This window comes from Buttiauxella agrestis ATCC 33320, from assembly GCF_000735355.1.
In the GTDB taxonomy this organism is placed as follows: Bacteria; Pseudomonadota; Gammaproteobacteria; order Enterobacterales; family Enterobacteriaceae; genus Buttiauxella; species Buttiauxella agrestis.
In genome coordinates this window covers 19,823-34,762 of record NZ_JMPI01000001.1, presented here as the reverse complement: position 1 = coordinate 34,762, position 14,940 = coordinate 19,823, and the positions used below count along the sequence as shown (strand labels likewise).

The window sequence follows — 14,940 nt, the reverse complement described above, 5'->3', positions numbered from 1 at the left end:
GATTGGCTCCCTTTTTTACTTCTGCGCGACCGCGCGCGCCGCTATCCGCGAATTTCTCTGCGTATAAACCGCATCCAGGATAAACAACGCCAGCGCTGCCCAGATAAACCCAAAGGTCAGCAACTTATCTTTGCCCACCACTTCACCGTAGAACGTTACTGCCAGCAGGAACATCAGCGTTGGACCAATATACTGGAAGAAACCCAGTGTCGAGAGGCGCAAACGCGTTGCCGCAGCGGTGAAACACAGCAATGGAATCGTTGTTACCACGCCCGCGGCAATCAGCATTAAGTTCAACGACATTGAGTTTTGCCCCATATGGCTGGTTGAGCTATCAGCGATGCCAAATAAGTAAATTGCGGCAATGGGCAACAGCCACAGCGTTTCTACTAACATGCCGGTTTGTGCATCCACGGCAATTTTCTTACGCACCAGGCCGTAAAACGCGAAGCTAAATGCAAGACCAAGAGCGATGACTGGCAGCGAGCCGAATGTCCAAAGCTGAACCAGAACCCCACAAGCAGCAAGGCCCACGGCTACCCACTGCATTGTGCGGAAACGTTCGCCGAGAAAAATCATCCCCAGCAATACGTTAACCAGCGGGTTGATGAAATAACCCAGGCTGGCTTCCAGCATGTGATTGTTATTCACCGCCCAAATGAACAGTAGCCAGTTACCACCAATCAGCACCGCCGAGAGTGCCATGGCAAAAACCTTCTTACGGTTCTGGCAGGATTTTTTCACCTGTGGCCACTGGCGGCTCAGACTAATCAGCACCACCATAAAGAAGAATGACCAAATCACGCGATGCGTCAGGATTTCATCAGCCGGGACATAGTTAATTAACTTGAAATATGCAGGCGCGATACCCCACATAAAGTACGCCGCCAGCGCAAGTAACACGCCCTGGCGGGTTTGTTTCGCATCCATGAAAAGAACTCGTTGGTAAATAGTTTGCAAATAGTAACAGGATTTATCTTCTCACCCTACCATGTAGGTCGCCGTCGCACTGGCGATATGCAGCTGGTCTTCGTTGTGTAATTCCACACGCGCAACCGCGACTTTATTCCCGGCACGCAGCAGGCTGCTGCTGGCGGTAAAACGTTGCCCGCGCCCAGGTCGCAGGTAATCGACACGCAGGTCGATGGTGCCCATTTTCGACAGACGCTGGCGTAGTTCTTCTTCGCTAATGCTGTCGTGGCGAGTCAGCGTGCTGCCCACGCAAACCAGGCCAGCCGCGACGTCTAGCGAAGAGGCAATCACCCCGCCGTGCAAAATACTTTGTGCCCAGTTTCCTACCATCATCGGCTGGTTATTGAAGCAAAGCTCGGCGTAGTCTTTCTCGTAACGTATGAGTTCCAGACCCAGCGCCCGGTTAAAAGGCATGTGATAAACAAAAATCTCACCAACCAGTTGGAGGGCAGCTTCAGGGGTCAGAAATGGGGTAGACATGGATCATCCTCGATCAAAGCAAAAAACGTAATGTTAATTATTTGTTTATTTTATGCTTCGCAATCGTTGATTGCCACTTTAAGAAATGTAGACCGAGCGTGCACATTCATTCCTATGTAGAATGTGTCTCAGAAAATAATTTGAAACCTTTTTTATTCAGGAGAACATTGCCGATGCGCACGTTTCTGGGATGGTTAGTGGCTGCAAGCCTGTTGCCTCTGACTGCTTACGCACAGGAAGCAACGATCAAACAAGTGCATGACAAACCCGCCGTACGCGGTAGCATCATCGCCAATATGCTTCTGGAACACGATAATCCATTCACGCTCTATCCGTATGAAACTAACTATTTGATTTATACGGTGACAGACGACCTCAATAAAGAAGCGATCCGCAGTTACAACTGGTCTGATAATGCCAGAAAAGACGAAGTGAAATTCCAACTGAGCCTCGCGTTCCCTATCTGGCGTGGCATCGTCGGGCCAAATTCCGTCCTGGGCGCTTCTTATACTCAGAAATCCTGGTGGCAGTTGTCGAACAGCGGTGAATCTGCACCCTTCCGCGAAACCAACTATGAGCCGCAAGTTTTCCTGGGCTTCGCAACGGACGAGTCATTCGCGGGTTGGACATTGCGTGATGTTGAATTTGGTTATAATCACGACTCCAATGGTCGTTCCGACCCAACTTCCCGGAGCTGGAACCGCCTCTACACGCGTCTGATGGCGGAAAACGGTAACTGGATGGTGGAAGCGAAGCCGTGGTATGTCATTGGCAGCACTGATGATAACCCGGACATCACGAAATACATGGGCTATTACCAGTTGCGTGTCGGCTACCAGTTTGGCGATGCCATTCTGAGTATGAAAGGCCAGTACAACTGGAATACCGGCTACGGCGGTGCGGAATTAGGCTTTAGTTATCCGGTGACTAAACACGTTCGCCTCTATACCCAACTTTATAGCGGCTACGGCGAGTCATTAATTGATTACAACTTTAACCAGACACGCTTCGGTGTCGGCGTTATGCTTAACGATCTGTTCTAAGAAATTGGCGGTTTTTGTGGTGGGGAAAGCGTGACACAGGCGGAAGTAATTAATCAGGCAGTGCTGGCCAGACAGGTTTTGCAAGATACCTTTGGCTATCAACAGTTCCGCCCGGGTCAGGAAACCATCATCGAAACGGTGCTGGAAGGGCGCGATTGCCTGGTTGTTATGCCAACCGGCGGTGGTAAATCCCTGTGCTATCAGATTCCGGCCTTGGTATTTGGCGGGCTAACGGTTGTCGTCTCCCCGCTGATTTCCCTGATGAAAGACCAGGTCGATCAGCTGCTGGCAAACGGTGTGGCGGCGGCCTGTCTTAACTCCACGCAAACTCGCGAACAGCAGCAAGAAGTGATGGCGGGTTGTCGCACCGGGCAAATCCGCCTGCTTTATATCGCACCAGAACGTTTGATGATGGATAACTTCATCGACCAAATCAGCCACTGGCATTTGTCGATGGTGGCGGTGGATGAAGCGCACTGTATTTCTCAGTGGGGTCACGATTTCCGCCCGGAATATGCCGCATTAGGCCAACTGCGCCAACGCCTGCCGACGGTGCCATTTATTGCCCTCACCGCAACGGCTGATGACACCACGCGTGCTGATATCGTGCGTCTGCTTGGCCTGCACGATCCGCTAATTCAAATCAGTAGCTTTGACCGCCCAAATATCCGATACATGCTGATGGAGAAGTTTAAACCTCTCGATCAATTGATGCGTTACGTACAAGACCAGCGCGGAAAATCCGGCATTATTTACTGCAATAGCCGCGCAAAAGTTGAAGACACCGCCGCGCGTCTGCAAAGCAAAGGGATCAGCGCTGGCGCTTATCACGCCGGGCTTGAACACCAGGTTCGCGCCGAAGTGCAGGAAAAATTCCAGCGCGACGATCTGCAAATTGTTGTCGCCACTGTGGCTTTTGGCATGGGTATCAACAAACCCAATGTGCGGTTTGTCGCGCACTTTGATATCCCACGTAACATCGAATCTTACTACCAGGAAACCGGTCGCGCCGGGCGTGACGGCCTGCCTGCGGAAGCGATGCTATTTTACGATCCGGCCGATATGGCGTGGTTGCGTAAATGCCTCGAAGAAAAGCCGGTCGGGCAATTGCAGGATATCGAGCGCCACAAACTCAACGCGATGGGCGCATTTGCCGAAGCGCAGACTTGTCGCCGCCTGGTGTTGTTGAATTACTTTGGAGAAGGCCGCCAGCAATCTTGCGGCAACTGCGATGTTTGCCTCGATCCGCCGCGTCGCTACGACGGGCTGGTGGACGCGCAAAAAGCACTGTCCTGTATTTATCGCGTCAATCAGCGCTTTGGTATGGGTTATGTCGTGGAAGTCCTGCGCGGTGCCAATAACCAACGTATTCGCGAGTTTCAGCACGATAAATTACCCGTTTATGGCATTGGCCGTGACCAGACCCACGAGCACTGGGTTAGCGTTATTCGCCAGCTGATTCACCTCGGCGTGGTGACGCAAAATATTGCCCAACACTCGGCGTTGCAACTTACCGCAGCGGCTCGCCCGTATTTACGTGGCGAAGAACCGTTAATGTTGGCGGTGCCGCGTATTGTGGCCATCAAATCGAAATCCAGCCCGAAAGTGTTCGGCGGCAATTACGATCGCAAACTGTTTGCCAAATTGCGCAAGCTGCGTAAAGCCATTGCGGATGAAGAAAATATCCCGCCCTATGTGGTGTTTAACGATGCCACGCTTATCGAAATGGCTGAACAAATGCCGCTCTCTCCGGGTGAAATGCTGGGCGTTAACGGTGTCGGTACACGAAAACTGGAACGCTTTGGCCGCGAGTTTATGGCACTTATTCGTAGCCATGTCGACGGCGAAGATGAGTAGTAGCCAGTCCTGCACGAACGTGGCAGGATAACCTTTCATTGAATATTTTTTGCGCGAGTTATTTCCTATGTTGATGCTTTTCCTCACGGTGGCGGTTCTACATATCGTCGCATTGATTACCCCTGGCCCGGATTTCTTCTTTGTCTCGCAAACAGCCGTTAGCCGTTCACGTAAAGAAGCCATGATGGGTGTGCTGGGTATTACCTGCGGCGTCATGGTCTGGGCCGGTGTGGCGTTGCTCGGCCTTAACCTTATCCTTGAAAAAATGGCATGGTTACACAGTATTATTATGGTCGGCGGGGGCTTGTATCTGTGCTGGATGGGGTATCAGATGCTGCGCAGTGCATTGAAAAAAGAAACGGTTAAGCCGACAGAAGAAGTCAGTGTTGAGCTGGCTCGCAGCGGGCGTAGTTTCCTGAAAGGCTTGCTGACTAATCTCTCGAATCCTAAAGCTATCATTTACTTCGGCAGCGTGTTTTCACTGTTCGTCAGTAATGATGTTGGCAGCGCCGAGCGTTGGGGGTTATTCGTGATGATTGCCCTGGAAACCTTTGCCTGGTTCACCGTCGTTGCCAGCTTGTTCGCACTGCCGCAAATGCGCCGTGGTTATCAGCGCGTTGCGAAGTGGATTGATGGAGTTGCCGGTGCCTTGTTTGCCGGATTCGGCATTCACCTGATCATCTCCCGTTAATTATGCCTGGCGTGCTCCGGCAAGGAGTGCGCCAACCAGCATAAACAGCGAACCAAATACGCGGTTCAACGCTTTCATCTGCTTTGGCCCTTTAATCCAGCCTGCAATTCGCGTCGCCAGCGTCGCATAGCCAATCATCACAATAATATCGACCACTACGGTGGTTACGCCGAGCACTAAATACTGCGCCGCCTGTGGCTCATGGGGTGCGATAAACTGCGGGAAAAGTGCAGCCAGAAACACAATGCTTTTGGGGTTGGTCAGGTTCACAAAAATTGCACGTTTAAACAGGCGGCTGCGTGGTTGGCTCGTGGCGAGAGTGTTCAAGTCAATGGCACCTGCGGCACGCCATTGCTGAATGCCAAGCCAGATAAGATAAGCAGCCCCCGCCCATTTCAGAATTTCAAATGCCAGCAGTGAACGTGAAAACAATGCGCCGAGGCCAATCCCAACTAATACGATGTGAATCGCCAGCCCGGTTTGCAGCCCGGCAATCGACGCCGCTGCTCCTCGATAGCCATGGCTAATGGCCGTAGTCATCGTATTTATCGCCCCGGAACCGGGTGAAAGACTCAGGATTATCGTGGTCAAAAGATAGGTTAACCACCACTCAACGCTCATGTGAAATTCCCTGGATGGACACTTTTATGCCACAATACGCTATTGTTGATGAGCGTGCTACGAATCACAAAAAAGCGATATGACTCAGCATAAAAATGGATGGTCAAACAGGGAAAACGCCTTTGCGGCTTTCACCACCGGTCCGTTGATGGACTTCTGGCGACAGCGCGAAGAGTGTGAATTTTCAGGCGTCGATGAAGTGCCGGTACGCTACGTACGGTTTCGCTCGCAGGATCATGACCGGGTGATTGTTGTTTGCCCTGGGCGCATCGAAAGCTACGTCAAATATGCTGAACTGGCTTATGACTTATTCCATTGTGGATTCGATGTTTTAATCATCGACCATCGTGGACAAGGCCGTTCAGGGCGCATGCTATCGGATTCGCATCGTGGCCATGTCGCGAGATTTAGCGACTATGTCGACGATTTTGACCGCTTTTATCAACATGAAGTCGCGAATGGCCCGTGGAGAAAACGCTATGCGTTAGCGCATTCCATGGGCGGTGCCATCATCACTTTGTGGCTTGAAAAAAACTCACAATGTTTTGATGCGGTTGCACTTTGTGCGCCAATGTTTGGCATCGCGCTGCGCTGGCCGGATTGGATGGTGCGCCATATTCTTGACTGGGCCGAGGGACATCAGCGTTTTCGTGAAGGTTATGCAATCGGAACAGGCCGCTGGCGCGCTCTACCATTTGGCGTTAATGTCCTGACCCATAGCCGTGAACGTTACCGCCGCAACCTGCGTTTTTATGCTGACGAGCCAGCATTGCGGGTGGGCGGGCCAACGAATCATTGGGTAAGAGAAGGGATACTCGCAGGAGAACAGGTTTTAGCGGGAGCCACTGCTATCACCACGCCGATTTTTATCCTGCAGGCAGAAGAGGAACGTGTGGTGGACAACCGCGCCCATGACCAATTCTGTGAAATTCGAGCCGCGGCGGGCAACCCTTGTGAGGGGGAAACACCTTACGTCATAAACGGTGCGTATCATGAGATCCTGTTCGAAAAGGACGATATGCGGACCGAAGCGCTGAATGCCATCATCGCTTTTTTTGATAGGCATAACTAAATACCGACTTAAACACCAGAGGTTCCAAATCCTATGTACCATGTCGTTGCGTCTGACTTAGATGGCACGTTGCTGTCCCCCGATCACCTTCTTACTCCGTATGCAAAAGAAACGCTGAAACTGCTCACTGCTGAAGGAGTTAATTTCGTCTTCGCAACGGGTCGCCACCATATCGACGTGGGGCAAATTCGCGATAACCTCGAAATCAAAGCCTACATGATCACCTCTAACGGCGCGCGCGTGCATGATACTGACGGCAACCTGGTGTTCAGCCACGATCTCGACCATGACATCGCTCAGGATCTCTTTGGTGTCGTGCATACCAATCAAGATATCGTGACCAACGTCTATCGCGGCGATCAGTGGTTTATGAACCGCCATCGTCCTGAAGAGATGAAGTATTTTAAAGAAGCCGTGTTTAACTACAGCCTGTTTGAGCCAGGTTTGCTGGAAGCCGATGGCGTCAGCAAAGTGTTCTTCACCTGTGATTCTCACGAAAAATTGCTGCCGCTGGAGCAAGCGTTGCTCGCTCGCTGGGGCGATCGCGTGAACGTGAGTTTCTCGACGCTGACTTGCCTGGAAGTGATGGCAGGTGGCGTGTCAAAAGGCCATGCGCTGGAAGCGGTATCCAAAGCGATGGGCTACGGCCTGAAAGACTGTATTTCCTTTGGCGACGGCATGAATGACGCTGAAATGCTCAGCATGGCGGGCAAAGGCTGCATCATGGGCAACGCTCACCAGCGCCTTAAAGACTTGCTGCCAGAGCTGGAAGTCATCGGCACCAACGCTGATAACGCGGTTCCACATTACCTGCGTAAGATGTTCCTCGGTAAAGATTGATTCGTGAAATCGAGTGGTGAATAAATCACCACTCGTCAACCAAATAGTTCAGCTCCGGTTCATACCCTTCGCTACAATGGTGAATAAATTGCCTGTAGTTGAGACTTCATCGTGCCGTTACTCATCATCACCACCATTCTGTGGGCCTTCTCTTTTAGCCTGATTGGCGAATACCTTGCCGGGCATGTCGACAGCTATTTTTCCGTGCTGATGCGCGTCGGACTTGCGGCGTTAGTGTTCCTGCCGTTCCTGCGTTTCAAAGGCTACAGCGCGAAAACGCTGCTGCTGTACATGCTGGTGGGCGCGTTACAACTCGGTGTGATGTACCTGTTTAGCTTCCAGGCTTATCTCTACCTCACCGTTTCTGAATTCCTGCTGTTTACGGTAATGACGCCACTTTACGTCACGCTGATTTACGACCTGATCAGTGGCAACAAACTGCGCTGGGGCTATGCGTTAAGCGCCGGGTTGGCGGTGATTGGCGCGGCGATTATTCGCTACGACAAAGTCAGCGATCACTTCTGGATTGGACTGTTACTGGTGCAGGGCGCAAACATCTGTTTCGCCATCGGGATGGTGGGTTATAAACGCCTGATGGAAACGCACCCGATGCCGCAACGTTGCGCATTTTCGTGGTTCTACCTCGGGGCGGCAGTCGTGGCTGTAACAGCCTGGTTTGCGCTTGGGAACCCGCAAAAACTGCCGACGACAAATCTGCAATGGGGCATTCTGGTGTGGCTTGGGGTTGTCGCGTCAGGATTGGGGTACTTCATGTGGAACTACGGTGCCACGCAGGTGGATGCGGGCACGCTCGGCATCATGAACAACGTGCATGTTCCGGCGGGGCTGCTGGTTAACCTCGCCATCTGGCAAGAGCAACCCCACTGGCCGAGTTTTATTATTGGTGGGTCGGTGATAATGGCTTCGCTATGGGTACATCGCCATTGGGTCGCTCCGCGTTCTTCACAAACGGCAGATGCTCGCAAGCGTGTGAACGCGTCGAGCGAATAAAGGCTTCCGTCACCGGTTGACGCTGCTCGCCATCGCGCACGGCTGCGTACAACCGGCTCCACAGTCCTTCACCCAGGGTTTTGGTCACAACCAGACCCTGGCGTTCAACATTCTCCACTACCCAATGCGGCAGCGCGGCAATTCCCATGCGTGCCGACACCATCTGAATCAACAACAACGTGTTATCGACACTTTTCAGCGACGGACTTACGCCCGCTGGTTGCAGGAAATGCCGCCAGATATCCAGACGTTGGCGCTGGACCGGGTAAATCAATAACGTTTCGCTGCTCAAATCTTCCGGCTCAATACGCGTTTTATTCGCCAGCGGGTGATCCGTGGCCAGCACCAGGCGCACTTCATAATCAAACATCGGCGAATAGTGCAGACCGCTGCGCGGCAGGATGTCAGACGTTAACACGATATCCAGCTCACTTTGTTGCAGAGCAGGCTGCGGGTCGAACGTCACGCCAGATTTGAAATCCAGATCCACCTGCGGCCAGGTTTTATGGAAGTTTTCCAGCGCGGGCGTCAGCCACTGAATACAGCTATGGCATTCGATTGCGATGCGAAGCCGGGTCTGGTGTGGTTCGTTACAGGCCTGTAGCGCGCGGCTTATCTGCGGTAACACTTGTTCAGCCAATTGCAGTAGCACCTCGCCCTGCGGCGTAAACCGTAGTGGCTGACTTTTACGGACAAACAGGCGGAACCCAAGCCGCTGCTCCAGATCGCTGAACTGATGAGAGAGCGCCGATTGGGTTTGATGCAACGCGGCGGCGGCGGCGGCTAAAGAGCCGCAATTTCGTAACGCCTGGAGCGTCCGCAGGTGTTTGATCTCGATCATGAAAGTCCTTCACTTCGGCATGAGCAAATTGCGCTTGAGGAATATACAGTACATTTGCAAGATGGCGGTGTAAACATCTGGATGGCTAAATACGAAAAATTCCTCAAGGGGCATAACATGACAATACTTAATCACACCCTCGGCTTCCCACGTGTTGGCCTGCGTCGCGAACTGAAAAAAGCACAAGAAAGCTACTGGGCAGGCAACTCCACTCAGGAAGAATTGCTGGCGGTGGGCCGCGAACTGCGTGCTCGCCACTGGGAACAACAAAAAGAAGCTGGTGTGGAACTGCTGCCAGTGGGCGATTTCGCCTGGTACGATCACGTTCTGACCACCAGCTTGCTGCTTGGCAATGTGCCGGCTCGTCATCAGAACGCGGACGGCAGCGTCGATATCGACACTTTATTCCGTCTGGGCCGTGGCCGTGCACCCACTGGTGAGCCAGCCGCAGCCGCTGAAATGACCAAATGGTTCAACACTAACTACCACTACATGGTCCCGGAATTCACCAAAGGCCAGCAGTTCAAACTGACATGGACACAGCTGCTGGATGAAGTAGACGAAGCGCTGGCACTCGGCCATAACGTAAAACCTGTGCTGCTTGGCCCGGTCACTTATCTATGGCTGGGTAAAGTGAAAGGCGAGCCGTTTGACCGCCTGAGCTTGCTGAAAGATATTCTGCCGGTTTACCAACAGGTGCTGGCTGAGCTGGCAAAGCGTGGCATCGAATGGGTGCAAATCGACGAACCTGCTTTGGTGCTGGAGTTACAGCAAGAATGGCTGGATGCGTTCCAACCGGCTTACGATGCACTGGCGGGTAACGTTAAACTGCTCTTGACCACCTATTTTGAAGGCGTGACGCCCAATCTGAATACGATTACGGCGCTGCACGTTCAGGGTTTGCACGTCGATTTCGTGCATGGCAAAGACGATATCAACACGCTGCATCAACAACTGCCAGCCAACTGGCTGCTGTCGGCGGGTGTGATTAATGGCCGTAACGTCTGGCGTGCTGATTTAACGGAGAAATATGCGCAACTGCAGGGTCTGGTGGGCAAACGTGATCTTTGGGTTGCCTCTTCTTGCTCGCTGTTACATAGCCCAATCGACCTGAGCGTTGAAACCCGTCTGGATGCAGAAGTAAAAAGCTGGTTTGCCTTCGCGCTGCAAAAATGTGCCGAGTTGTCTTTGCTCACTGATGCGCTGAACAGCGGCAACACTGAAAAACTAGTTGAGTGGAGTGCGCCAATTCAGGCTCGCCGCCATTCACAGCGTGTCCATAATGCGGCAGTTGGCAAACGTCTGGCGACCATTACGGCGCAAGACAGCCAACGCCAGAGTGACTACGCCGATCGTGCCGTGGCACAGCGCCAGCGCTTCAATCTCCCGACCTGGCCGACAACGACTATCGGTTCATTCCCGCAAACGACGGAAATTCGTGGCCTGCGCCTGGAGTTCAAAAAAGGTAACCTGGATGCGAATAACTATCGCACCGGTATCGCCGAACATATCAAACAAGCCGTTGCTGAACAGGAACGCTTAGGTCTGGACGTGCTGGTGCATGGTGAAGCGGAACGTAACGACATGGTGGAGTATTTCGGCGAGCATCTCGACGGTTTCGTATTTACGCAAAATGGTTGGGTGCAGAGTTACGGTTCCCGCTGTGTGAAACCACCGGTAGTGATTGGTGACATCAGCCGCTCGGAAGCGATTACCGTGGAATGGGCGAAATACGCGCAATCCCTGACCGACAAACCGGTAAAAGGCATGCTGACTGGTCCGGTGACCATTTTGTGCTGGTCATTCCCACGCGAAGATGTGAGCCGCGAAACTATCGCTAAGCAAATCGCATTAGCGCTGCGCGACGAAGTGGCAGATCTGGAAGCTGCAGGTATCGGCATCATCCAGATTGATGAACCCGCTCTGCGCGAAGGTTTACCGCTGCGCCGTTCCGACTGGCAGGCGTATCTGGAATGGGGTGTGGAAGCCTTCCGCCTGAACGCTGCCGTGGTGCGAGACGACACGCAAATCCACACGCATATGTGTTACTGCGAGTTCAATGACATCATGGATTCTATTGCAGCGCTGGATGCAGACGTGATCACCATCGAAACCTCGCGTTCCGATATGGACCTGCTGGAGTCATTTAAAGAGTTTGAATACCCGAATGAAATCGGGCCGGGCGTATATGACATTCACTCACCGAATGTGCCGAGCGTGGAATGGATTGAAGCTCTGCTAAGGAAAGCGGCAGAGTCTGTTACGGCAGAACGTTTGTGGGTGAACCCGGACTGCGGTCTTAAAACCCGTGGCTGGACGGAAACTCGCCAGGCACTGGCAAACATGGTGAAAGCGGCACAGAATCTGCGTAACGCTTAAGTAAAACGGTGGATGACGCTGGCGCTTATCCACCCTACAAAATTTAAACGTGTATGCCGGATAAGCACAGCCTCATTCGGCATTATTGCTTTTTCTCTATCTTCCAGTTTCTGGGTTCGATGGTCTTACAGAGTTCTAAGTCAGTGACATAATAATTGCCGAGTTTTTCTTGCGGGCAATTACTATAAGGTGAAAACGCCAAGCCGATGGGGATTAGGAATGCGATGATGAGACATACTATGCTGATAATTAAACTAAATGCTCCATAAATTCTTCCAATGAAGGTTTGGGTCGTTGGGGGTTTTATTCCTCTCATGAAAAGTACTCGAAGTGAAATTAATATAAAGTAAATATATATTGGGGTTCCTGCTGCTCCAGCGACAGCTTTAGTATGGTAAACGATAATTTCATCATGCATATATAATGAGTGAAGGTCATACATTGGTACGGAGAAGAAAATAAAATAAAGTACGGCGGACATAATTGCTATCAAAACGACAGCAGCGCCACGATACAGGAGCCATTCTAAAATAGTTTCTCTACTCATGTCTTTCTAAGGTCCAGTTTTTGTAATCGATGTTTTTGCATAGCTTTAAGTCTGTAACATAAAAAGCACCGAGCTTTTCCTGAGGGCAGTTGTGGTAAGGTGTAAACATCAGGCCGATGGGAATTAAAAATGCGATGATGAAGCCTGGAATGGTCGTAATTACAAAAAATGGCATGAAAATAACGCCAATAGCTGTTTGCTTGGTGGGTGGCATTACTCCTTTTGAGAAAAGCACACGAATGCCCGCACATATACTATAGATATAAATAGGGAGCCCGGCCGCACCCGCTATACCTTTAGCATTGTATGAGATAATGTCACCATGCAAATATAATGACCATAACTGATCTATCGTGTCGTCGATAAATAAAATGCAATAAACTATCGCAGACATTATTAAGATCAAAATAATAGCAGCGCCTTTATAGAGCAACCACTTTAAGATAGTATTTCTGCTCATTTTTAGTCCGATGTATTCGCGAGTAAGTTTAAAAATGAAGAAGAGTGTTGTTGATTCCACTCGTTGATCCGTTGCTCTTCTGCCAGGGCAATGCGTAATTTTTCTTTTAGGCTGGCAGATAAACCAATCTGATCATCTAATGCATTTAGTTCGGAATTTAAGATAAGACCAAGTATTATAACTCCAAATGTAGTAACTATTATCGGTGCGCCAAACAAAACTGCTACCCCACCCACAACCCCAACCGCCACACTCGACACAATAATCTTTGCCACGTCCATCGTGACATCAACTAAAAAATCAACCAGATCATAATTCGATTTAAATATCAGTTCCACGGCTCGCCAGGCAAGTGAGCAACAAATACAAAATTTAGTGCCTTTAACAATTGAAGTACCGAGTCCACGTATTCCAATCCCCACTTCCAGTATTTGTGGATTGCGTAAACTATAACGTGTGCCATTCAGAATACGTCGTAATGCAGGGTAGCCAGTTAATTTAATATAATCCGTTCCGCCTATACGGCATTTTAGCGCTCTGATTCCCAGTGACTGGAATCTGATAACGAGTTTTCCAAATTCATTATGGTATGTCATCAATTTACTGGCAGTTCGAAACCCATCCAAACCGTCTTTAATGTTTCCTGGGCCAGCCCGGTAAGAAAACATGTAATCGACCTTGCCGAGAAGTTCATCCACAACATTCTGCGCTTCATCCAGCGTAAGCAACATGATGTAGCGGCTTTCTGTAATAAATGTACCGTTCATTACGGCCATATCACGTATTGCGGGGCTCATGCTGGGAAAGGAGCTAAAGGTATGCTCGTCTAACAAATAGTCTTTGGGTTTATGCGGCCTCAGTTCTGACATGATTTATTCCCTTTATCATGGTTTCTTAAGAAATATGTTTTAAACAGAAGGTTTTCAGATTCTGTTCTTAAGAATAAAGGGATGCAAATTATTTATAGAATCAATCCGGTTATTAACTATTTATATACTTAATGCCCATCCTGTAAATTATTGATTAAATATATAAGCCAATAAAAATATGTAACAGGCTATAGAACTAAGTTCCCTCTACTTAAACCCACCTTCATTTTCGAATGTAATCAATAATCCATACACCAACGTGCTGTAAGGCGACAGAATTAAAATAAACAGACTCAAGAGTGTGAGCTAATACACTTATTATCTCTATGGAAATGCCCTGGCGGCACCAGGGCGAAATCCGTTACTTCTTGGCCGCGTAACGCTCGAACCAGCGCAGCATGCGCTGCCAGCCATCTTTTGCTGATTCTTCATGGTAGCTCGGACGATAATCTGCATTGAAGGCATGACCTGCTTCGGGATAGACGATAATTTCTGCGTTAGCATTCGCTGCGCGTAACGCCTGGCGCATGGTTTCTACGGTATCCAGCGGTATTCCCGTATCTTGCCCGCCGTAAAGTCCGAGTACCGGTGCATTAAGGTTGATAGCCACATCGACCGGGTGATGTGGAGAATTCAGCGATTTTTCTCCCACCAGTTTACCGTACCAGGCGACCGCCGCTTTCAGTTGTGGATTATGCGCGGCGTATAACCATGCGATACGTCCACCCCAACAAAAACCAGTCACCATCAGGCGGTGTGCATCACCGCCATTTCTCGCTGCCCAGTTGGCTACGTGATCGAGATCTGCCAGAACTTGCGCATCGGGAACTTTAGAAACCAGCCCGCTAAACAGCGTCTGAATATCAGCAAAATCATTAGGATCGCCCTGGCGGAAGTAGAGCTCCGGCGCGACAGCAAGATAGCCTTCTAACGCCAGGCGACGGCAAACATCCCGAATGTGTTCATGTACGCCGAAAATTTCCTGCACCACAATGACGATCGGTAAAGAGCCTTCAACACCTTTCGGCCTGGCGTGGTAAGCGGGCATGTTTTCGCCCTGAGTGGGTATAGAAGTTTCCCCTGCCAGAACTCCGTCGTCCGGGGTATGTAATACAGTGGAAGCAAGAGGGGAGGCCGCGGGTGCGAAATTTCCGCCCGGCGATTGACCTGATTGTCGTTCTTCTTTCATTGTCATTATCCTTTTTTAATAGCGCACAGCGGTAACTATAGCCAACCCCGTGCAAATTGAATGAATTT

15 protein-coding genes are annotated in these 14,940 nt (G+C 50.6%); 7 read left to right on the top strand and 8 right to left on the bottom strand.

The features are described from left to right. Positions 1 to 15: 15 nt before the first annotated feature. Positions 16 to 930, bottom strand: a complete 915-nt coding sequence (gene rarD / locus GBAG_RS00170; RefSeq protein WP_034492177.1) for an EamA family transporter RarD — start codon at positions 928 to 930, stop codon at positions 16 to 18. Positions 931 to 981: 51 nt separating this feature from the next. Continuing rightward, positions 982 to 1,452 carry an acyl-CoA thioesterase YigI gene (gene yigI / locus GBAG_RS00165; protein WP_034492175.1) on the bottom strand — a complete coding sequence of 157 codons (471 nt, stop codon included), beginning with the start codon at positions 1,450 to 1,452 and terminating at the stop codon, positions 982 to 984. 173 nt (positions 1,453 to 1,625) lie between these two features. On the opposite strand from yigI, the gene pldA reads away from it, so the two are divergent. The 3 genes from pldA (at position 1,626) to rhtC (ending at position 5,043) form a co-directional block, all read left to right on the top strand. Continuing rightward, entirely contained in the window at positions 1,626 to 2,495 is an 870-nt protein-coding gene (gene pldA / locus GBAG_RS00160; protein ID WP_034492172.1) for a phospholipase A, read from the top strand. 30 nt (positions 2,496 to 2,525) lie between these two features. Further along, a complete protein-coding gene (gene recQ, locus GBAG_RS00155; protein WP_034492169.1) occupies positions 2,526 to 4,352 on the top strand; it encodes an ATP-dependent DNA helicase RecQ in 1,827 nt (608 codons plus the stop codon). A 67-nt stretch (positions 4,353 to 4,419) separates the two neighbouring features. Continuing rightward, positions 4,420 to 5,043, top strand: coding sequence for a threonine export protein RhtC (gene rhtC / locus GBAG_RS00150; RefSeq protein WP_034492268.1), 624 nt, complete (start codon positions 4,420 to 4,422; stop codon positions 5,041 to 5,043). Here rhtC and rhtB read toward each other — a convergent pair whose 3' ends face one another. Then, a complete protein-coding gene (gene rhtB, locus GBAG_RS00145; protein WP_034492168.1) occupies positions 5,044 to 5,664 on the bottom strand; it encodes a homoserine/homoserine lactone efflux protein in 621 nt (206 codons plus the stop codon). Between the two features lie 79 nt (positions 5,665 to 5,743). Between rhtB and pldB the strand changes: the two genes are divergently transcribed. The 3 genes from pldB (at position 5,744) to GBAG_RS00130 (ending at position 8,587) form a co-directional block, all read left to right on the top strand. Further along, positions 5,744 to 6,736 (top strand): lysophospholipase L2, encoded by a 993-nt coding sequence (gene pldB, locus GBAG_RS00140; protein ID WP_034492167.1) that lies wholly within the window; start codon positions 5,744 to 5,746, stop codon positions 6,734 to 6,736. A 33-nt stretch (positions 6,737 to 6,769) separates the two neighbouring features. Next, entirely contained in the window at positions 6,770 to 7,576 is an 807-nt protein-coding gene (gene yigL, locus GBAG_RS00135) for a sugar/pyridoxal phosphate phosphatase YigL (RefSeq protein ID WP_034492166.1), read from the top strand. Positions 7,577 to 7,687: 111 nt separating this feature from the next. Then, a complete protein-coding gene (locus tag GBAG_RS00130; RefSeq protein WP_034492164.1) occupies positions 7,688 to 8,587 on the top strand; it encodes a carboxylate/amino acid/amine transporter in 900 nt (299 codons plus the stop codon). On the opposite strand, the gene metR is transcribed toward GBAG_RS00130, so the two are convergent. Beyond that, positions 8,475 to 9,428 (bottom strand): HTH-type transcriptional regulator MetR, encoded by a 954-nt coding sequence (metR, locus tag GBAG_RS00125; protein ID WP_034492162.1) that lies wholly within the window; start codon positions 9,426 to 9,428, stop codon positions 8,475 to 8,477. The two genes, GBAG_RS00130 and metR, sit on opposite strands and share 113 nt — an antisense overlap. 117 nt (positions 9,429 to 9,545) lie before the next feature. On the opposite strand from metR, the gene metE reads away from it, so the two are divergent. After that, a complete protein-coding gene (gene metE / locus GBAG_RS00120) occupies positions 9,546 to 11,807 on the top strand; it encodes a 5-methyltetrahydropteroyltriglutamate--homocysteine S-methyltransferase (protein WP_034492160.1) in 2,262 nt (753 codons plus the stop codon). A gap of 82 nt (positions 11,808 to 11,889) precedes the next feature. Here the strand turns inward: metE and GBAG_RS00115 are convergent, their stop codons facing one another. The 4 genes from GBAG_RS00115 to GBAG_RS00100 form a co-directional block, all read right to left on the bottom strand. Continuing rightward, entirely contained in the window at positions 11,890 to 12,354 is a 465-nt protein-coding gene (locus GBAG_RS00115) for a DUF1240 domain-containing protein (protein ID WP_034492157.1), read from the bottom strand. Then, positions 12,347 to 12,814 carry a hypothetical protein gene (locus tag GBAG_RS00110; protein ID WP_034492154.1) on the bottom strand — a complete coding sequence of 156 codons (468 nt, stop codon included), beginning with the start codon at positions 12,812 to 12,814 and terminating at the stop codon, positions 12,347 to 12,349. Before GBAG_RS00110 ends, GBAG_RS00115 begins: the two co-directional genes overlap by 8 nt. Positions 12,815 to 12,816: 2 nt before the next feature. Next, positions 12,817 to 13,683: a hypothetical protein gene (locus GBAG_RS00105; protein ID WP_081908359.1), complete on the bottom strand. Its 867-nt coding sequence runs from the start codon at positions 13,681 to 13,683 to the stop codon at positions 12,817 to 12,819. 361 nt (positions 13,684 to 14,044) lie between these two features. Further along, positions 14,045 to 14,872 carry a dienelactone hydrolase family protein gene (locus GBAG_RS00100; protein WP_034492152.1) on the bottom strand — a complete coding sequence of 276 codons (828 nt, stop codon included), beginning with the start codon at positions 14,870 to 14,872 and terminating at the stop codon, positions 14,045 to 14,047. Between the last annotated feature and the right edge of the window lie 68 nt (positions 14,873 to 14,940).